The organism is Pinibacter aurantiacus, assembly GCF_019130065.1.
In the GTDB taxonomy this organism is placed as follows: Bacteria; Bacteroidota; Bacteroidia; order Chitinophagales; family Chitinophagaceae; genus Pinibacter; species Pinibacter aurantiacus.
Window position 1 is genome coordinate 442,554 of the sequence record NZ_JAHSPG010000003.1, and the last position, 21,255, is coordinate 463,808.

The window sequence follows — 21,255 nt, forward strand, 5'->3', positions numbered from 1 at the left end:
ATTTGTAGCCAGGGAACGTGCGGGTTATATCTTAATGAAGTCTATGAACCACAAGCTGCTTATACTATTACTGACGCCTCTTCTTATTTCCATATCCTGCAAAAAAGCAATCGATCGGAAAAAAGAGCAAATCGTAATTGCCGCTGTCACCAACGGCAGGTGGGTAGTTACTCAGTTCAGCAACAACGGTACAGATATTACCACAAACTTTGCAGGCTACGAATTTCAGTTTTACGAGTCCGGATCGGTGGATGCATACTGGCTTATGAACAAGAATACCGGGACGTGGAGCGGAGATATCAACGCCCTGACAATTACCGCGCACTTTCAACCAGCTAATGATACATTACAACAGCTTAATGAAATATGGAAAATAACTGACAGCGACTGGGATTACGTAAGAGCCAGCGGAGCCAATGGCACAAAGATGCTCTATCTGAAAAAGAAATAATCTCATAAACACCCAACTTTGCCGGATGATTTTTTAAACATCTGCCCGGCGCGATAACCTCGAATACAGCCTTCCAACCGTAGTTACAAATTGGTCGTACCCTTCTAAAAGCTATTGCCCGTTACATACGGGCGGTATATTTTTTTTTATAGAAAATACTTATCCTAAAAAAATTCCCGAAAGGGTAGCCTATGCAGAAAAGATATACTATTATATCCTGCCGAGTACTGCTTTTTATTCTAGTAAGTATCGCATGCTATAATAAGTCGTATAGCCAATTGAAAGCTGATTTTTCCGTAAGTCCAACCGAAGGCTGTACACCTATGATTGTAAATTTTAAAGATAGTTCCTCCGGAAACCCCACTTCGTGGAAATGGGATCTCGGCAATGGAACAATTTCTTATTTACAAAATCCGGGCGCCACTTATTTTAACCCGGGCAAATACACAGTTACCCTCGAAGTAAGCGATGGCGTAAGCATTTCTAAAATTGTAAAAACAAATATTATCATTGTACATGGTGCACCGGCCATCAGTTTCCAGGCATCGGACACTACTGGCTGCTACCCGCTGGATGTGCAATTCAGGGACCTTACCATAGCAACTGATGATCCTATAACGCAATGGGAATGGTTTTTCGGCGATGGTGGCTATTCCACAGATCACAATCCACTTCATACTTATAAAACAACTGGAAGCTTTGATGTTACACTGAGGGTAACCACTTCTTATGGTTGTGAAAATGCATTTACACGCATTGGTTTTATTAAAGTACCCAAAGGCGTAACAGCAGACTTTACCTACAACAACCCGGGAAGTTGTACGCCGCCGACTACCATTCAGTTTACGAATAAAAGTACAGGCACCGGTCAGTTCACTTACTTATGGAGGTTTGGCGATGGCGGTACATCCAGCCAGCCCAACCCCTCACATACATATGAAACCTCAGGAGACTACACCGTAACACTGGTTGTAAACTCCAGCCAGGGCTGCGTTGATTCTATCGTGAAACAAAAGGCTGTTTCCATAGGCAGTGTGCAGGCAGATTTTAACGCGCCGGACAGTGTGTGTGCAGGAACGCCTGTTCAACTTACTAACCAATCCACACCTCCGCCGGTTTCAGTAGTGTGGGATTTTGGTGATGGTACAAAATCTACAGAGCTTAATCCCGTAAAAACCTATGCAAACCCCGGCACATACGTCATACAACTCACGAGCAATTTTGGCGCATGTTCTGGTGTAGATAGAAAGGCCATTAAAGTGTTAGCGAGACCAAAAAGCAATTTTACTGCTACTGACAATATCGGCTGTAATGTACCGCTTAGCGTGAATTTTACTGCTACTTCTACAAACGCAACAAGCTATAAATGGATATTTGGCGACGGCACCGAATCCACAGACGCTTCGCCCACTCACGTTTATACGAAGCTGGATACTTTTGATGTAACGCTTATTTCATTTGGGCCAAATGGCTGCCCTGATACAGTTGTAAAAAACAATTTTGTAAATATCAGCAAGGCATCGGTGGTAATGAAGGACAGCTCAGTGTCTGGTTGTGCGCCACTTACCTACAAGCCATCTGTTACAATCACAGGGCCGTACCCGGTAAATTCTATTCAATGGGATTTTGGTGACGGCACCAGGGGCACAGGTGCCAGTCCAACACATGTGTACAATGATACAGGTAGATATACGGTAAGAGTTATTTACGCAGGCCCCAACTGCACGGACTCAGTTGAATTCACCAGCGCCGTGTTGGTGGGTATGAAACCTACCCCGGACTTTGATGCTGCACCTCGCAGTACTTGCGCCTGGGTGCCTGTGCAATTCACGGACAAATCCTCGGGCCCTCCTATTGATACATGGCTTTGGGACTTTGGTGATCACTCTCCGACTTCACCGGTTCAAAATCCGAAGCACGCCTACCAGGAAGTGGGTGATTTCAATGTTACGCTTACAGTTAGTCATAACGGGTGTTCAAATACTTTGACGCTTCCCAAATTCGTCCATATTGATCCACCCATTTCCATATTTACCATTTCCCAGCAGTGTACTTTCCCGTATGTAAGAAGATTCGTGGATAAATCCATACAGCCCGAAACATGGCTCTGGGATTTTGGTGACGGGCAAACATCGACAGAACAAAATCCACAACACAGCTACGACAAGCCGGGCGTATACACCGTTTCGCTAACGGTAACACATGGCACATGCTCGCATACATCTCGCCAGGACGTAAAAGTGGTGGATGAGAAAAACGATTTTATCAGTACAGATTCCGTTACGTGTAAAAAGAACCAGGTAAAATTCAACACCGTTGGTGTCAACCAAAACAATATCGCGCAATACGCATGGACCTTTGGGGACGGATTTACAAGCATACTGCCTTCTCCTGAAAAAATTTACACCAAAGCCGGAAGCTACGACGTGTCGCTAACGCTTACAGATGTTCTTGGATGCAAAAGCACATTGCTAAAACCGTTGTACATAAAGGTGCAGGGACCAACGCCAGATTTCAGCGTGCCCGTTTCCGGAGTTTGTAACAATACGACGGTTACATTCAAAGACGAATCCTCCGGGGATGGCGACAACCCTATTCTGCAATGGAAATGGGATTTTGGCGATGGCACTATTCAGTCATTTACAGCACCACCATTTTCGCACCTCTATACCAAACCTGGTAATTACAACATAACGCTTATCACAACAGATAGCCAGGGCTGTACAGATACAGTTACCAAAAAGAATGCGTTATTGGTTTCCCAACCGGTGGCAAATTTCAGGGCTCGCGATTCTTTGCTTTGTGCAAGCACAAAGGCAGAATTCAATAACTTGTCAACAGGGCCGCAGTTAACCTACCTGTGGGATTTTGGCGATGGCAGCACCGGAACGGACGGGTTCCCCATCCACAGCTATCCTAATGAAGGCGCTTATACCGTTTCTTTAAAAATAACGGACGTTTACGGTTGTTCAGACTCTCTGAAAAAGGTCAACTATATCAACATCAGGAACCCTATAGCCAAGTTTACAGCAAACAGCACGCTCGCCGAGTGCCCGCCACTGGTAGCCAGTTTTAATAACCAATCTCAAAATTATCAGTCAGTCGCGTGGACCTTTGGCACCGGAGATGCCTCAACCATGGTGAGCCCGATTTACATTTATTCCTACCCGGGAAAATATAAAGTAAAACTTATCGTTAAAGGCTACGGAGATGCATGTTTTGCAGCCGATTCGACTGAAATTACTGTTTTGGGACCAAAGGGAACTTTCAAATACGACCCGTTGAAAGGCTGCGATCCCCTCACTGTTAATTTCACAGCCCTGCCCGAACCTGGTTTTAAAGTAAAACTCGTTTGGGACTTTGCGGATGGTACCCTTATCAACAATGGAGATTCGTTAACCACACATACATATTTAACTGCCAGTGATTACCTGCCCAAAATGATACTCATAGACGATAAAGGATGTCGTGTGCCCGTTACAGGAAAGGACACCATTTCTGTGTATGGCACAGATGCTGCGTTTACGCATGAAACAAAGCCTTTGTGCGACTCTGGTTTTGTGAAATTTACTGATGCATCCCAGGCCAATGATGTAATTACCCAATATAAATGGGATTTCGGCGACGGCTCTTTTTCCAACGAAAAAAATCCAAGTCATTTCTATAGGGCCCACGGCAGTTATCCTGTAAAACTTTATACGCTTACGGAAAACAATTGCAGGGATACTTCGCAGCAGACAGCAATAGTAACTGTAAACATAGGCCCAGATATTTCCATGCAAAGCATAGACTCTGCCTGCGTCCCCGTTACTGTTCTTTTTAAAGCAAATTCTGCAATAGACACAATGCAGCTGGCCTGGGCCTGGAATTTTGGAAACGGACAAACGTCCAACGTTCAAAACCCTCCGGCAGTTGTTTACAACTCGCCCAATACATACAACGTGCAAGTGGTAGCCACAAACAGGGCGGGTTGTTATGACACGGCCAAAAAAGCATTGCCGGTTTATCCATTGCCAAATATCAATGCAGGAAATGATACGGCGATGTGTTTAGGCACCAGCATTACGTTGCATGCCACCGGCGGCATTGATTACAACTGGCAGCCAACGCAAACTTTATCGTGCGGCAATTGCATTGCGCCTGTTGCTTCGCCAAAAACAACTATAAAATATTTCCTGACAGGAAAAGATATACACGGCTGCGTAAATACTGATGACATAAATGTTGAGGTAAAGCAAATTATTACCGTTAAAGTATCTCCGAACGACACTTTATGTGTGGGCGCATCACAGCAATTAAATGCAACCGGTGCAGAACTATATGCCTGGACGCCGGTCGATGGATTAAGCAATCCTCAAATTTCAAACCCTGTTGCCAGACCAAATCAAACAGTTACCTACCAGGTAATAGGCACTGATAATAAAGCCTGCTTTAACGACACAGGCTATGTAACAATAACGGTATTCCCTATACCTAAGGTTAACGCGGGGAATGATACTACGATTTCTGTAGGAAATTCTGTAACCTTACACGCTGAGGTATCTGATGATGTAACAAGTATTGTGTGGACGCCATCGACAGCCCTGAGTTGTGTTACCTGTAAAGACCCGGTTTCGAATCCGAAGCAGACAACCAATTATACAATTACAGCGACTAACAATGGCGGCTGCTATACCATGGATCAGGTTGTTATTACTGTAATATGTAAAAACGGAAACATCTTTTTACCTAATACCTTCTCGCCAAACAACGATGGCGTGAACGATATTTTTTATCCAAGAGGAAAAGGATTGTATAACATACGAAGTTTGAAAATTTTCAATAGGTGGGGACAAGTCGTTTTCAGCCGTGAAAGTTTTAACGCAAATGAAGCGGACAAAGGCTGGGATGGAATGTTCCAGGGAAAAATTGCGGATGAAGGAGTTTACATTTACATGATCGAAGTAATTTGCGAGAACAGCCAAATTATAATTGAAAAAGGAAACGTCGCACTTATTCGTTAAACACATAGATTAGTTTTGCTTATTAGCTCTGAACCTTTAAAACCGTAGCATCTGAGAAAGAAATTATTCATTGCTGTCATTTTTGTTTTTGCCTGTATCTTTTCTAAAGCGCAGGCACCGGTAAGTGCTTTCACGCCTTCCGTAACAAGCGGTTGTGCCATTTTGAAAGTACAGTTTACAGATAATTCGACCGGCAATCCAACCCTGTGGCACTGGAATTTTGGAAATGGTCAAACCTCATCACTTCAGAATCCCGTAGTCTTTTTTGATCCAGGCACATGGACAGTTACGCTGACCACAGAAAATGGAAGCGGAACCAGTGCGCCCGTAACTCAGGTTATTACCGTGAACGAAAAGCCAACAGTCGCTTTTACTGCCTCCAGCACTACAGGTTGTTTTCCCTTACCCATTCAGTTTACAGATCAGTCTTCTGCAAACGTAGTGAAATATGAATGGGACTTTGGCGACGGAGATGTATCAAGCGATCGCAATCCTTATCACGTATATCGCCGTTCCGGAAGTTTTGTCGCATCATTGAAAGCCACTAACGCCGCAGGTTGCAGCGACTTCAGCAAGCCTGTCACCATTACTATCAACAGCGGTGTAAAAGCCGATTATACAAACACTGTTTCACAAAGTTGTAAACCTCCGGCCCTCGTAACGTTCACTAATACCAGCCAGGAATTTGGAACCATGAGTTATCTCTGGGATTTTGGTGATGGTAGTACGGACACCAGGAAAAATCCTCCGGCTCATACATACGCAGAAGTAAAAGCTTATACCGTTACATTAGTTGCCAAAAGTGACCAGGGTTGTGTAGACACTTTGATAGGCAACAACCAGATCAACATCGTCAACAGTGTAAATTCAGACTTTACTTATGTGAACGGATCCTGTTCGGGTGTTGCTACCACGCTCACAAATACATCCGCACCACAACCATTTACCGCCATTTGGGATTTTGGTGATGGTACGCCAACAAGCAGCGGCACAGTAAATGTATCGCATGTGTTTGCCAATTCCGGCACCTATTATGTAAAGCTTGTAAATAACTTCGGAAACTGTCTTGACTCTACTACAAAACCAGTTGCCATCGTAACAGGAAGCAACGCCGGTTTTTTCTCGCCAGACACGCTTAGTTGTAAAACACCTGCAAACGTAACATTTACTGATACTACCAAAGGAAGCCCCACTACATGGTCGTGGAACTTTGGTGATGGTTCAACATCCACTTTACAAAACCCTGCACATACGTACGCCCGCACAGGATTATTTAATGTAACACTCGCCGTAAAAAACGGCAATGGATGTACGAGCACAAAAACATTACAACAGTATGTAAAGATTGCCATCCCAACTGCCACAATAGATATTCCGGTGGCTAATGGATGTAACACTCTTGATATAAATGCAAAAGCAACAGTAAACTCGGTTGATGGAGTTGCTTCGTACACCTGGAAATTTGGTGATGGCACTGCAGATTTCACCTCAACCTCGTCACCATTGGTAACGCACCATTATGGATCAATTGGAACATACACACTCACGTTGATCGCAACTACGAAAGGCGGTTGCTCGGTCACAGCAACACAGTCTATCGAAATTGGTGTACTGCCAACGCTTGTGGATTTCAGTGTTTCCAACACTAACCCCTGCGCGGGAACGGCCATCAATTTCACTGACCTTTCCCAACCAACTTCCGGTATCAACAGGTGGTTGTGGAATTTTGGTGATGGGTCTACAAGCGCTGTTCAAAATCCTTCTTACAGGTACACGGGAGATAACAACGGCGTTCCTTACGACGTAAAACTTACCGTCTACAACAACGGATGCGCCGCCAGCATTACAAAACCTGCATTGGTAAAAGTAAATCCACCTGTTGCTAAATTCACGTACCAGATAAATTGTAACAACAAAAAGGAATTCACTTTTGTCGATAAATCAACATCGGGAAGTACGGTTCTATGGGACTTCGGTGATGGCACCCCCATTTCCTCACAAAGCGGACAGTTTACACATGCTTACCCAGCTTTCAACACGAAGTATAAAGTAACTATTAAGGCAACATTGGGGGCCTGTGTCAACGTTTCTGACACTGTACCGGTATTTACGCTGGCAGTGGATTCTAATTTCATTATCCTGGGGGGAAACACACGATGTGCAAATACGCAAACAGTATTTGTGCCTGTCAATACAACACAGGGAGCTACATCCTACATATGGGATTTCGGAGACGGCACGCCCCCGTTAGCAGCATATGCTCCGGACCATTTTTATAAGGTAACAGGAACATTTACCACTAAACTTACCATAAAAGACACAAACAATTGCAGCAGTACATCAGTGCCTCAACAAGTTGTTGTTAAAGGTGTAAAAGCCGCATTTAGCATTTCCCCCCTGCAAGGCTGTATCGGCGTCCCAATTACTTTGACCAATACATCAACTGCCAGCTCTACCTCCACAACGTGGAACTGGACCTTTGGCGATGGCACAAGTTCTACTCAAAAAGACCCTCCATCTCCTTATAGTTACAGCAAGCAGGGTGCTTTTCCGGTAAAGCTGATCGTGGCAGACGGCGGCTGTGCGGACAGTGCCACTACCGTAGTGAACATCACCCAACCTTATGCCGCATTCTCCGTGGATACGGCATCATGCCCGGGCGCTCCCATGCAGTTTCTCAACACATCAACAGGTAACACATTGACATATCTTTGGAACTTTGGCGACGGACAAACATCGACACAGGCAAATCCTATACATGCGTATCCGCCTAGCCTGGTGGTACCTTCTTCTGCAACGGTAAAGCTTACGGCCCGCGATATAAACGGATGCTCAAAGGATACATCCAGGATCATTACGTTTGACAAACCGACTATTTCATTTACACCAACGACGGGTACAACAAACTGTCCGCCACTGGCAATGGATTTCATCTCCACCAGTCATTATGTGGCAACCTATGATTGGGATTTTGGAGATGGGGCACATTCTTCAGCTGCCAATCCATCGCACACTTATTACTATCCAAACGATAACCCGGGTTATGTAATCAAACTGACCGCTACTAGCCCCGGAGGATGTACAGCAGTTTACACCTCAAGCCCTATTACTATTTATGGTCCGCAGGGAGATTTTAGTTTCGATCCTAAAGGAGCATGTAACAATACCAATATCAATTTCGCAGTGGCAAATGCCAAAGGGGTAAAAACATATACATGGGATTTTAAAGATGGTAATTCAAACACAACGGCCATACCGGCATCATCTCACGTATACAACACCGTTGGAAATTACTTACCACGTGTAATTCTTGAAGATGCCACAGGCTGCCAGGTTCCTATAACGGCGGTGGACACCCTAAAAATTATTGGCATCAATCCTCAATTCACATTTAAACCCGCAACACTTTGCGACACCGGTACAGTTGTTTTCACAGATGCTTCTACGAGCAACGGAACCATTACCGGCTATAGCTGGAATTTTGGTGATGGCGCTACAGGAGTCGGCAGTAGCGTGCCGCATTTTTATGCAAAAACAGGAAGCCCTTTAACCACTTACAGCGTTACTTTGAATGTAAGTACAAGTGCCCCTGTATGTACGCAATCTGTTACTTACAAAGACTCGATAATAATTTATGCATCGCCAAGCGTAAGCGTTCAGGGACCTAAAGAAGGTTGCGAACCGGCAACGCTCACTTATAAAGGTGTATTGAATAACGGGCCCAATTATGCGCCGATAACATGGCAGTGGAATTTTGGAAACGGACAAACGGCAACGGGCCAGACTCCGTCTGCACAAACGTTCGCTACAGCCGGGAATTATGCAGTTGCACTGCAGGCCACCAACGAAAAAGGTTGCGTTGGCAAGGACACACTTCAGCTTACAATACATCCATTACCTAAAACAAACGCAGGGATCGATAGCCTTATTTGTCTCGGACAAAATATTCAGTTGCAGGCCAGCGGAGCAGATTCATACGAGTGGGTAGGCCCATCAACAACAACACTAAGTTGTACCGTTTGCCCTACTCCTATTGCGACGCCAACGCAAACAACCAGTTACTTTTTGGCAGGCGCTACCACTTTTGGTTGCGTTAAGTTGGATACTGTGAAAGTTTCGGTTAACCAACCTGTGCACATTATGGTTGATCCGATGAAAGATTCACTTTGTGTTGGACAAAGTACACAGCTGAGAGCAGTAGGCGCGTCGCTATACAACTGGAGCCCTGCAGCAGGATTAAGCAGCACAACCATCAGCAATCCTGTTGCCAACCCAACTGTTTCTACTGTGTACAAGGTAGTGGCAAGCGACAGCAAATCATGCTTCTTCGATTCTGCAACAGTAGACATCACTGTTTTCAAATATCCAACCCTTGAGCTCGGTCCAGACGCTTCAATTCCTTCCGGAACAAGCTACCAGATCAATGGCCAGGGTTCGTCAGACATCGTGAGCATCACATGGAAACCTGGCACTGGTTTGAGCTGCGACAACTGCCTCAATCCGGTGGCGTCTCCGGTAAAAACAACCAACTACTATGCTACTGCCACCAACAACGGCAATTGCTCCGTAGCTGATAATATCACTATTGTCGTATTCTGTAACGAGCAAAATTTCTTCATGCCAAATACTTTTTCGCCAAACAATGATGGCATGAATGATGTTTTTTATCCAAGAGGTAAAGGTTTAACAAGGATCAATACTTTCAGAATCTACAATCGACTTGGGCAACTAATTTTTGAGAAACAGAATTTCGGTGCAAATGACACCTCTGCGGGATGGAACGGAATGATAAATGGTGAAAAAGCTCCCCAGGATGTGTATACATATATAATTGAATTTGTTTGCAATAACAGTCAGATAGTACCTTATAAAGGAAACGTGTCATTAATAAGATAATAGAAATCCAATTCAGCTAATCTATGAGAATGTCGATCATGATGTGTAAAAAGCTTATCCTTATTCTAGTCGCCACGATCAGCTTGTGCGTTGCGGAACACGCCTCGGCACAGGATGCCCATTTTTCGCAATTCTTCGAAGCACCATTGCTCAGAAATCCTTCACTGGCGGGCATTTTCACCGGTGATATAAGGGCGCAAATGGTTTACCGCGATCAATGGAACAGCTTTACCAATGCGTATAAAACAGGATCCTTTAACGTCGAATACAAAGCGCCGGTAGGAAAAAGTGACGACTTCCTTACCATCGGCTTGCAAGCGCTGTTTGACAAAGCAGGAACCGCGGGCCTTACCACCACTGAGGTTCTGCCTGCACTGAACTATCACAAATCATTGCGCAGCGACAAAGCCATGTATCTTTCTGTAGGTTTTATGGCGGGCCTGGTGCAAAAGAGAATCGACCGAACAAAGATCACTACCGATAACCAATTCATTGGAGGCGCTTACAATCCCGCAGTTGCAGACGGTGAAACCTTTGTTTCTCCAAACTACAGCTACTTTGATGCGAGCCTTGGTGCAAGCTTCAACACTAGTTTTGGAGCGGAGAACCAGAACAACATGTTCTTTGGCGTGGGTTACCATCACTTGAACAGGCCTTCCAATTCATTTTACAGAAGCGCAGATGCAGCACTACATGGAAAAACAGTTATTTCCGGCGGCGTAAAGTTCAACCTCGACGACTATTCCTACTTTACGCTTCAGGCCGATTACTCCAAACAAGGAGCTTTCAATGAAACCATTGCAGGGGTATTGTATTCTTACAAATTAGGCGACGATTATGACGCACCGGATTACACACTAAGCGGCGGCGCATTCTTACGCTGGGGCGATGCATTTATTCCTGTTTTGAAAATAGATTATAACCCATTTGCCGTCGCAATAAGTTATGATGTGAACGTTTCAACGCTTAAAACAGTTAGCCAGGGACGTGGTGGCATCGAAATTTCTGTATCTTATATTGGCTTTCTGGACAGATATAATTCAAGCAGGGACAAAGTGCTCTGCCCAAAATTCTAATTTCAAAATTTGAAGATTTGAAGATTTGAAAATGAAGGAAGCGGACAGGCCAACACATTTTTCTATTTTCAACTGTACTTGGGTCAAAATATAAGCAGGCAACAAGCACAGAAAGAATTTTCAAATCTTCAAATCTTCAAATCTTCAAATTAAAACCATGGCTTTACCAAAAGGAACAAAAGCACCCAACTTTACACTCTACGATTCTGAGAAGAAACAAGTGTCATTGCATGATTTCCACGGGAAAAATGTCCTTTTGCTGTTTTTTCCGTTTGCCTTTTCCAGCGTTTGCACAAAGGAGTTATGCTCAATAAGAGATGACATTGGAAATTATGGGAGTCTTAATGCGCAGGTGTTGGGGATTTCAGTTGACAGCCTCTATTCACTAGATAAGTTCAGAAAGGAGCAACAGCTGAATTTTCCACTTTTAAGCGATTTTAACAAAGAGGTTTCGAAGGCATTTGATGTTCTTTATGACGTTTTCCCCGCATTTGAAATGAAGGGAGTTAGTAAAAGGGCCGCATTTGTTATAAATAAGGACGGCGTAATCGTTTATTCTGAAGCCAAAGAAGTTCCATCGGAACTACCAGATTTCGAATCGATTAAGTCTGCTTTGCAAGCTGCGTCCTGATTTCGGGGGATTTCGTCCCGTTAATATAAAGAAAACACCTAGCCAGAACTTTTTTTTAGGCAAATGATTTGTAATTTTGAATAATCAGGTTAATTTAACCTAAAATATGCAGGATCGCCGATGAAGATTTTTTACATATTAGTATTTTCTTTATTGCTTACATCAAAGGGCTTCACGCAAGCAAGGTTACCACAACAAGAGGTACCCACCGCTGTGCGCTGTTACCCCAATCCTGCCATCACACAAATTACCTTCGATTTTAAATATTCCAACCCACGCGATTATTCACTTCAGATATTCAGTTTCATAGGTAAGAAGATATTTGATCAAAGTCTGAATAATCAAAAAACAATTATTGACCTCGCTGACTATTACCGTGGTTTATACATTTACCAGGTGAAAGATAAATCAGGTAAGATAGTTGATTCAGGCAGGTTCCAGGTTTCCAAATAATAGCAGCCAAAAACATAGATACTTGATAACAAATGCTAGCCTCGGTTAGCAACCCTCTGCTGCGCCTCAGGATGTAAGAACGCAGATTTTCATGATTGTCATGATTTGTCAAGATTTACCTATTTACTTATTGGTACTTGATATTGTCTAAAGGTTGCGCCACCACCAATATCAAATTTCAAATCATCACTAATCATAACATCCATGATAATCTGCGTTCCTTCTCTCTACTGTTTGTTCGAAACATTAAACATCCAGCGAACACCAAAGCGATCCTTGCAGGTGCCCCAGTAGCCCCAAAATTCATCGTGCGGAGCTACGGCTTCTGTGCTGTTGCCTTCAGACAAGCCTGCGTATAATTTGTCAGCCTCTTCTTTTGTGTCAGGATTTAAGCTGATCGTAACGTTATTTCCTTCCACCAATTTATGGCCCATGCTCTCCAACACGTCCGTTGCCATAATTTCCAAGCCGCCAAGAATTGGCAATGCCACGTGCATTACTTTGTTTTTCTCTGCTTCAGGCAATGCCGGTGCATTAGGTGAAGGGGGAATGTCGCTCATGCGCATAAGCGGCGTAGAGAACTCAGTTCCGAAAACTTTCTTGTAGTGGTTAAATGCTTCTTCCGCATTACCATCGAAATTCAGATAGATAGATACGTGTGCCATTGTTGTTGTTATTTATAATTAATAAATTTTTCTAAGGCAAATCAGCCGGAAATAATCAGTTCAGTAGAACATCAACCGGACGTAATTTGTTTTTTATGGCGCCAAAATATTTCTTTTGTTTGAACACCATTTCAAAAAATTATTCTTTTTAATGAAATTTAATTTTCGCATCGCATTCACCATGGTTCGTGAAAACACACAGCCTTCAACTCTAAAATAAAAACGAAAAGAGTTTTATAAGATACACTCTCATATCCTTTGTTCTCTTTGTGATTTGCTATGAGTTTAGCATCACTCCTTTCCTCTGTGAAAAAAACTCAATGCCCTCTGTGGTTTTGTCTTTCTATTAGCTCTTAGTGAAACTTAGTGCCCTTAGCGTCTTAGTGGTGAAAAAGAAGCATCTCTCTTGCGTCTTCTTACTGAAACCCCTATCTTACAAACACAACCAATTTCATGAATAGGAGTTTGTTACTAGATCAATTGAAAGAAGACAAAACCTGGGATTTCATAATAGTCGGTGGTGGCGCAACAGGGCTGGGCGCAGCCGTGGATGCAGCTTCCAGAGGGTACTCAACCATTTTATTGGAGCAATCGGATCTTGCAAAAGGCACTTCCAGCCGCAGCACAAAACTTGTACACGGTGGCGTTCGTTACATGGCACAAGGCGATTTAGCTTTGGTAAGAGAAGCTTGCTATGAAAGGGGTTTGTTGTTAAAGAACGCGCCGCATCTCACCAAAAATCAATCTTTCGTTATACCCAACTATACATTCTTCGATAACGTTCTCTACACTATTGGTTTGAAGTTTTACGATATGCTTGCAGGCAAATTAAGTCTCGGCAGATCTAAATTTATCGGTAAGAAAAAAACGATAGAACATTTACCAACCATTCGTCAGAAGGGATTAAGAGGTGGCGTTATTTACCAGGACGGACAATTTGATGATGCACGTCTTGCAGTGAATCTTGCGCAAACAGCAATCGGGCAAGGCGCCTGCATTTTGAACTATGCCCGTGTAGTTGGTTTGCAAAAGCAAAATGGAAAAATTTCCGGCGTTAAAGTAAAAGACCAGGAAACTAATATTGAATACACGATAAAAGGCAAAGTGGTGATCAATGCCACCGGTGTATTTGTTGATGACCTGATGTTGATGGATAAACCCGAAGCACTAAAACTGGTAATGCCAAGCCAGGGCATTCATTTGGTAATGGACCGTTCGTTTCTTGATAGCGAACATGCATTGATGATTCCCAAAACAAGCGATGGACGTGTATTGTTTGCGGTTCCGTGGCACGATAAACTTGTGGTGGGAACAACCGACACAATTCGCGACCACATTGAATTGGAACCTCATGCGTTGGAGCAGGAAATAAATTTCATTTTAAATACCGCAGCAAATTATCTCACACGCAAACCTACACGTGCAGATGTATTGTCAGTGTTTGCGGGCTTGCGTCCGTTGGCAGCACCGCAAACAGAAGGAAAAAGCACAAAAGAAATTTCGCGTAATCATAAGATCATTGTTTCGAAAAGCAACCTCGTTACCATTACTGGCGGCAAGTGGACCACGTATCGCAGAATGGCGCAGGATGTGGTGGACAGAGCAATTAACCAGGTTCATCTTGCTTACAAACCATGTGTTACGAAGACATTAAAAATACACGGACATAAAGAGTCTGTAAACATGCAAGATCATTTGTACGTTTATGGATCAGACATTGAAAACGTTCAGCAACTTATAAATGAGAACGCAGAACTGAAAGAAAAGATTTCTCCAAAATACGATTTCACAAAAGCAGAAGTTGTATGGGCCGTGCGAAAAGAATTTGCGAGAACAGTTGACGATGTGCTTGCACGCCGTTGCAGATTATTGTTTCTCGATGCACGTGAAGCGATTAAAGCGGCGCCGGTTGTCGCGCAAATCCTTGCAAGAGAATTGGAACGTGATGAGAACTGGGAACAACAACAAATTGATGATTTTATTACGATGGCGAAGGGATACATTTTAAATTGAATAGTAGTGGCGAATCGCATTCGCCCTTGAAAATTAAGAATGCAAAATGGTAGGAACACATTGCTGAATAGAATTACTACCGCTGAAGTGTGCGACGCAAGCAAAGCAACATAGTAGTAACGCTGACGACTCACAAATAAAATGATTGCTCATATAAACAGATTCTATGTCATCTGAAAAATTCATCCTTGCCCTTGACCAGGGCACAACAAGTTCGAGAGCGATAATTTTCAATCACAATGGTGAAGTGGTATCGCTTGCGCAAAAGCCCTTTGAGCAAATTTTTCCCAAGCCCGGCTGGGTGGAACACGATCCGTTGGAGATATGGTCAACACAATCCTCTGTTGCCGCAGAAGCCGTTGCCAAAGCGGATCTTACGGGAAAAGAAATCGCGGCGATTGGCATTACCAACCAGCGTGAAACAACTATTGTATGGGATAGAGAAACTGGAACGCCTGTTTATAATGCAATCGTGTGGCAGGACAGGCGCACTTCAAAATATTGTGATCAATTAAAGGAACAAGGTCATGCCGATGCCATACAGGAAAAAACGGGATTGGTAATTGACGCTTATTTTTCTGCGACCAAGCTAAAATGGATCCTCGATAATGTAGCGGGAGCAAGAGAAAAAGCTGAGCAGGGAAAACTTTGTTTTGGCACGATTGACACTTGGCTGGTGTGGAAATTTACGCGTGGCAAAATGCATATCACAGATGTTACCAACGCCAGCAGAACGATGTTGTTTAACATTAACACACTGCAATGGGATGATGAACTATTGAAGCTACTCGATATTCCCGCAAGCGTTTTACCAACAGTAAAAGAAAGCAGTGAAGTATATGGAGAAACAGCCACTACACTATTCGCCACAAAAATTCCAATTGCAGGAATCGCCGGAGATCAGCAGGCGGCGCTGTTTGGGCAAATGTGTGACGCACCGGGCATGGCTAAAAATACTTATGGCACAGGTTGCTTTATGTTGATGAACACTGGCGACAAACCGGTGAAGTCAAAAAACAATTTACTTACAACTGTTGCGTGGAAGATCAATGGCAAAACGACTTACGCATTGGAAGGCAGTGTATTTATTGGCGGTGCTGCCATTCAATGGCTGCGTGACGGACTTGGACTTCTTCATACTGCATCGGAAAGTGAGAAGCTCGCTGCTTCTGTAGAAGATAATGGCGGCGTGTATTTCGTTCCGGCACTTGCAGGAATGGGAGCACCTTACTGGGATCAATATGCGAGAGGCACCATATTTGGCATAACGCGCGGAACAACTGCCGCGCACATAACCCGCGCAGCGCTTGAGGGCATTGCGTTCCAGGTACACGATTTGCTCGCAGCCATGGAATCTGACAGTGAAGGAAAATCTATTGAACTAAGAGTTGATGGCGGAGCCGTTGCCAACAATATGTTGATGCAGTTCCAGGCAAATTTGTTTGGCAGTGCAGTTGTTCGTCCCAAAATTTTAGAGACCACGGCATTGGGCGCTGCTTATCTCGCAGGGCTTGCAGTTGGCTATTGGAAAGATATTGAAGAAATAAAAAAACAATGGGCGGTAGATGTAAAGTTTGATCCGCAATTGGACAACAACAAAACAACCGAACTGCTCAAATACTGGAAGAAGGCGGTGGAACGTTCACGCAATTGGATCGATCCGATGTATGATGCATAACAGTAGAGACAAGGCAATGCCTTGTCTCTACAAAATTCAACCATTTTTTTAATCAGGGCGAATGCGATTCGCCCCTACAATTTTCAACTTTCAATTTTCAATTTTCAATTAATCCCCATGTCCCCATTTATCTCAGAATTCCTCGGCACCGCAACACTCATTCTACTCGGCGATGGCGTTGTAGCAAACGTAGTCTTAAATAAAACAAAGGGCCAGAACTCAGGCTGGATCGTTATTACAACGGCGTGGGCATTTGCTGTTTTTTGTGGAGTCATTGTAGCACAACCAAGCGGTGCGCACTTAAATCCTGCGGTAACACTTTCGTTGGCAGTTGCAGGAAAGTTTGCATGGGCAAGTGTATTCAGCTATATAGTTGCACAAATACTTGGCGCTATGTGCGGAGCGCTTATTGTTTGGATTATGTACAAACCACACTTCGATGCATCGGCAGATAATCCCGGGGGTCAGCTTGCGGTATTTGCAACAGGCCCGGCGATATTGAATTATCCGGCCAACCTGCTGAGCGAGATCATCGGCACGTTTGTGTTGATCTTTGTGATATTATTTTTTGGAACAGATAAAAATGTTGCAGGGCTCGCGGCACTTGGCCCATTACCAGTTGCAATACTTGTGTTCGCCATCGGGCTTTCATTAGGTGGCACAACTGGCTATGCAATCAATCCTGCGCGTGATTTGGGACCACGCATCATTCATGCGATTGTTCCTATCAAGGGAAAAGGAACATCTGACTGGAGCTATGCATGGGTGCCAATTGTGGGACCAGTGATTGGTGCGGTGTTGGCTGCAGTGGTTTTTAATTTGTTGTAGCAAAAGCGCAAGACCCCGGTTCGTGCCTCCACGAACAGGGGGCGCAGAGACGCGTCAATTTGTTTTGGCAACCTGATACTAAAAGAGACGCGTTCAACGCGTCTCTACGAGGATTCTCCATTATTGTAAAAACTGCACTGTGATGCAATTCTTAATTCCTAATTCTTAATTCTTAATCGATTACAGCACTTGAACTATCAAATACTTCAAATAGTGCGTGTTCTCCAATCCCCAAATGATCGGGTGATCGGCACTTTGTGCATTGTAGGTAACTTGTCTTAATGTTCGTCTTGCATCTTTTGCAGCCATACCGATGATCTCTAAAAACAGATCGGGCTGCACCAGATTTGTGCAAGATGAAGTCACCAAAAAGCCGCCGGGTTTCACCAGCTTCATCCCTCTCAAATTAATTTCTTTATAACCGGTAATTGCTTTCTGAATATTTTCGCGGCTCTTTGTAAAGGCAGGCGGGTCAAGCATTACAACATCATATTGTCTGCCGTCTTTTCCCCATTGCTTCAATACATCGAACGCATTCATCGCTTCGAAGTGAACAATATTTTCAAGACCGTTCAATCTTGCATTTTCATTAGCCTGGTCAACTGCATTCGCAGAAATATCTAATCCTAAAACAGATTTTGCACCATAGTGTGCGGCATGTATTTCAAACGTTCCGGTGTAAGTGAATGCACCCAAAACATCTGCGCCTTTTACAATGTGCTGGATCGCTCGGCGGTTATCCTGCTGATCTAAAAAGTAGCCTGTCTTTTGTCCGTTCTCCACATCTACGTGAAACTTCAATCCATTTTCATTGATGACGATCTTTGTATCAAACGGTGCGGACAAGAATCCTTTATGTTGTGGCAAGCCTTCCAACTCACGAACCGGAACATCGTTGCGCTCGTAAATACCTTTAGGTTGGAATATTTTCTCTAATGCTTTTACGATGGCGGGTTTCCAAACATCAATACCAAGCGCTAAAGTTTGCAGTACAAAATAATCGTTGAATTTATCGATGATGAGTGCAGGAATAAAATCAGCTTCGCCAAAAATCAAACGGCAGTTTTCTTCATAACCCATTTGCTTTTTGTATTGCCATGCCTGCAACAAACGTTTGTAGAAAAAATCTTCGTTGATTTCTTCCTTCTTGTCACGCGTCAGCAGTCGCACAATGATCTGCGATTTCGGGTTGATGTAACCACGACCCACAAATTTTCCTTCGTGCGTGAGCACTTCCACAATATCGCCGCCATTTACCTCACCTTCAATCTTATTCACTTCATTAGCAAATATCCACGGGTGACCACTTTCAATCCTTCTGCTGATCTTTTTCTTTAAAAACAACTTTGTCATAGCGGGCAAAGGTAGTTGAAAGTTGAGAATTGAGAGTGGAGAGTGGAGAGTTAGCCATATAGCCAGCTACAAGTTAACTCTCAATTCTCTACTCTCAACTCTCAACTAGTTTTTCTGAAACACCCTCACATAATCCACAAACATTCGTTGCGGAAACTGCGTAGTGCCGTCAGGGTTGCCTGGCCAGTCGCCGCCCACGGCTACGTTTAGGAGGAAAAAGAAGGGGTTGTTGAAAGGATAAATTCCGTCAACGATATCTTTTGTTGCTTTATAATATGGCTTGTCGTCAACCAACCATTGTATACTGTCCTTTTCCCACAATATGCTGAATACATGGAAGTTTTGCGAGAAATCGCCGCTGGTTAATGCCTGTTGACCACCCTTGTAAGAATGTCCGTTGTTTGCATTTTTCCAATGTGCGGTTCCAAAAACAGTTCCCGGTGTTTGTCCCACAAGCTCCATAATATCTATTTCGCCGCATTCGGGCCAGCTGACAGTCGAAATATTGCTGCCCAGCGCCCAGATTGCCGGCCACATGCCCTTCAGAACCGGAAGCTTTGCACGAATGTCGATTCTCCCGAACGTAAATGTCTTTTTGTTTTGCGTAGTCAAACGTGCCGATGTGTAATTAAAGCCTTCGTAACTTTCTTTTCTTGCTTCAATGACCAGGTTTCCGTTGGATAGAAAAACATTTTGCGGTCTGCCGGTATAGCATTCCAGCTCATGATTTCCCCAGCCATTGTTGTTGCCCAACTCTGTGTTCCAAACTTTTGTGTCGAGCGCTGAGCCATTAAATTCATCGGTCCATGCCAAAGAATATCCCGGATAGGTACCCGGCGTAGAGTAGCCATCGTTGGCTGTAGGCAGATACGAATTATCGCCATTCAAGATCGTCGCCGTTGATTTTGTTGCACTCAGCAACGCATTTTGTGCATTGCTGAACTGCAAATAGAACTGGAGGTCATTTTGCCGCAGGCTATCTCCTTTTACGGTCACATCCACATACGCCTGGCTGGAGCCCGGTTGAATAGTGAGTGTACCATTTGCCGCTACAAAGTCCTTGCCCTGTTTAGCCGTTCCCTCCTGTGTAGCGTAGGTAACTGAAATAGGTTTTGTAAAACTTGATGCAGATACAGTTACGTAAAACCGAACCGAAACATCAGCGGTTTTTCTCAGTTGCGTTACGTCGCTCAGCTGTACGGTCGGAACCTGGTTGTTGGCAGGCGTTCCATTGTCATTTTTTTTACACGAAAACAAAGACAACGATAATAGTAAGGCAAGCAAATTCATTGGTCGCATGTGATTTTTTGATGAGATTTTATGGCAGGTTATACATTCTGTCTTGGGCACCTGTCACTATTCACAAACCTGTTGATTAACAAATATCAGTACATAAAAAAGAGCGTCATTTAATCGTTTTATACTGGTTACACGACCATTTTTTGTTAAAAAATCCATTTAAACAGACAAATGCTTCAATTACATTTGAAATTCCTTAATTAAGCCAGTCATTTGATTTAATTTTGCAGCCGTTTTCAGGACAATTTGTCCCGAAAAACAGGTTGGCAAAATTCTTGTCAACCCTATGTTCACTGTCAACTTGTATAGATATGGAAGAAAAAGATGTAAAAACTTCAGCAGAAGACATTAAGAATGTCAAAAATGAGCAGGAAAACAATTCTGGAATGGATATCAATTCTGATTCTGATGTTCCGGGCAGCACACACTTAAGCGATGCGATGGCAGATATGAGCTTTACAGAAAAACTGGAGCAGGATCTGGCAGAAATGAAAGACAAATACATTCGCCAGGCGGCTGAGTTTGATAATTATAAAAGAAGAACGGCAAAAGAACGCATGGAGCTGATTCAAACAGCGGGTAAAGATATCATGACATCTTTATTGACTGTACTCGACGACTGCGACCGTGCTCAGAAACAGATAGATGCATCTGAAGATAATAATTTAAAAGAAGGTGTGACGCTGGTTTTCAACAAACTAAGAGGAGCATTGCAGGCAAAAGGCTTGAAACTAATGGTATCAAAAGGCGAAGAGTTCAACCCGGACCTTCACGAAGCGATTACCGAAATTCCAGCTCCTACGCCTGACCTTGCAGGAAAAGTGCTTGATGAAGTAACCAAAGGATATTACCTGGGTGACAAAATCATTCGTCACGCGCAGGTAGTAGTAGGAAAATAAACTAATTCAA

The 21,255-nt window shown here is 43.6% G+C and carries 11 protein-coding genes and 3 pseudogenes; 11 read left to right on the top strand and 3 right to left on the bottom strand.

The features are described 5' to 3' along the window. Positions 1-43 precede the first annotated feature (43 nt). From KTO63_RS07715 to KTO63_RS07740, 7 genes and pseudogenes are all read left to right on the top strand, one after another. Positions 44-451: a hypothetical protein gene (locus tag KTO63_RS07715; RefSeq protein WP_217790650.1), complete on the top strand. Its 408-nt coding sequence runs from the start codon at positions 44-46 to the stop codon at positions 449-451. Positions 452-642: 191 nt separating this feature from the next. After that, positions 643-5,454 carry a PKD domain-containing protein gene (locus KTO63_RS26440; protein WP_217790651.1) on the top strand — a complete coding sequence of 1,604 codons (4,812 nt, stop codon included), beginning with the start codon at positions 643-645 and terminating at the stop codon, positions 5,452-5,454. Positions 5,455-5,550: 96 nt separating this feature from the next. Further along, positions 5,551-9,048 (top strand): annotated as a pseudogene (locus KTO63_RS07725) (PKD domain-containing protein); the annotation flags it as partial. Positions 9,049-9,150: 102 nt separating this feature from the next. Further along, positions 9,151-10,350 (top strand): annotated as a pseudogene (locus KTO63_RS26520) (T9SS type B sorting domain-containing protein); the annotation flags it as partial. Positions 10,351-10,373: 23 nt separating this feature from the next. Next, entirely contained in the window at positions 10,374-11,426 is a 1,053-nt protein-coding gene (locus KTO63_RS07730; RefSeq protein ID WP_232373077.1) for a PorP/SprF family type IX secretion system membrane protein, read from the top strand. 157 nt (positions 11,427-11,583) lie between these two features. Beyond that, positions 11,584-12,057 (top strand): redoxin domain-containing protein, encoded by a 474-nt coding sequence (locus KTO63_RS07735; RefSeq protein ID WP_217790653.1) that lies wholly within the window; start codon positions 11,584-11,586, stop codon positions 12,055-12,057. A 120-nt stretch (positions 12,058-12,177) separates the two neighbouring features. Further along, on the top strand, positions 12,178-12,510 hold the full coding sequence (locus KTO63_RS07740; RefSeq protein WP_217790654.1) for a T9SS type A sorting domain-containing protein: 333 nt from the start codon (positions 12,178-12,180) through the stop codon (positions 12,508-12,510). Between the two features lie 227 nt (positions 12,511-12,737). Here KTO63_RS07740 and KTO63_RS07745 read toward each other — a convergent pair whose 3' ends face one another. After that, entirely contained in the window at positions 12,738-13,175 is a 438-nt protein-coding gene (locus KTO63_RS07745; protein ID WP_217790655.1) for a VOC family protein, read from the bottom strand. Between the two features lie 453 nt (positions 13,176-13,628). Between KTO63_RS07745 and KTO63_RS07750 the strand changes: the two are divergent. The 3 genes and pseudogenes from KTO63_RS07750 to KTO63_RS07760 all read left to right on the top strand — a co-directional run. Beyond that, positions 13,629-15,065 (top strand): annotated as a pseudogene (locus KTO63_RS07750) (glycerol-3-phosphate dehydrogenase/oxidase); the annotation flags it as partial. 289 nt (positions 15,066-15,354) lie between these two features. Next, positions 15,355-16,866, top strand: a complete 1,512-nt coding sequence (gene glpK / locus KTO63_RS07755; RefSeq protein WP_217790657.1) for a glycerol kinase GlpK — start codon at positions 15,355-15,357, stop codon at positions 16,864-16,866. Positions 16,867-16,983: 117 nt separating this feature from the next. Then, entirely contained in the window at positions 16,984-17,694 is a 711-nt protein-coding gene (locus KTO63_RS07760; protein WP_217790658.1) for an MIP/aquaporin family protein, read from the top strand. A 180-nt stretch (positions 17,695-17,874) separates the two neighbouring features. Here KTO63_RS07760 and KTO63_RS07765 read toward each other — a convergent pair whose 3' ends face one another. Together KTO63_RS07765 and KTO63_RS07770 are read right to left on the bottom strand one after the other, a co-directional pair. Next, a complete protein-coding gene (locus KTO63_RS07765; RefSeq protein WP_217790659.1) occupies positions 17,875-19,047 on the bottom strand; it encodes a class I SAM-dependent rRNA methyltransferase in 1,173 nt (390 codons plus the stop codon). A 105-nt stretch (positions 19,048-19,152) separates the two neighbouring features. Further along, positions 19,153-20,337 carry a family 16 glycosylhydrolase gene (locus KTO63_RS07770; RefSeq protein ID WP_217790660.1) on the bottom strand — a complete coding sequence of 395 codons (1,185 nt, stop codon included), beginning with the start codon at positions 20,335-20,337 and terminating at the stop codon, positions 19,153-19,155. Positions 20,338-20,657: 320 nt separating this feature from the next. On the opposite strand from KTO63_RS07770, the gene KTO63_RS07775 reads away from it, so the two are divergent. Continuing rightward, entirely contained in the window at positions 20,658-21,245 is a 588-nt protein-coding gene (locus tag KTO63_RS07775; RefSeq protein WP_217790661.1) for a nucleotide exchange factor GrpE, read from the top strand. Positions 21,246-21,255 lie beyond the last annotated feature (10 nt).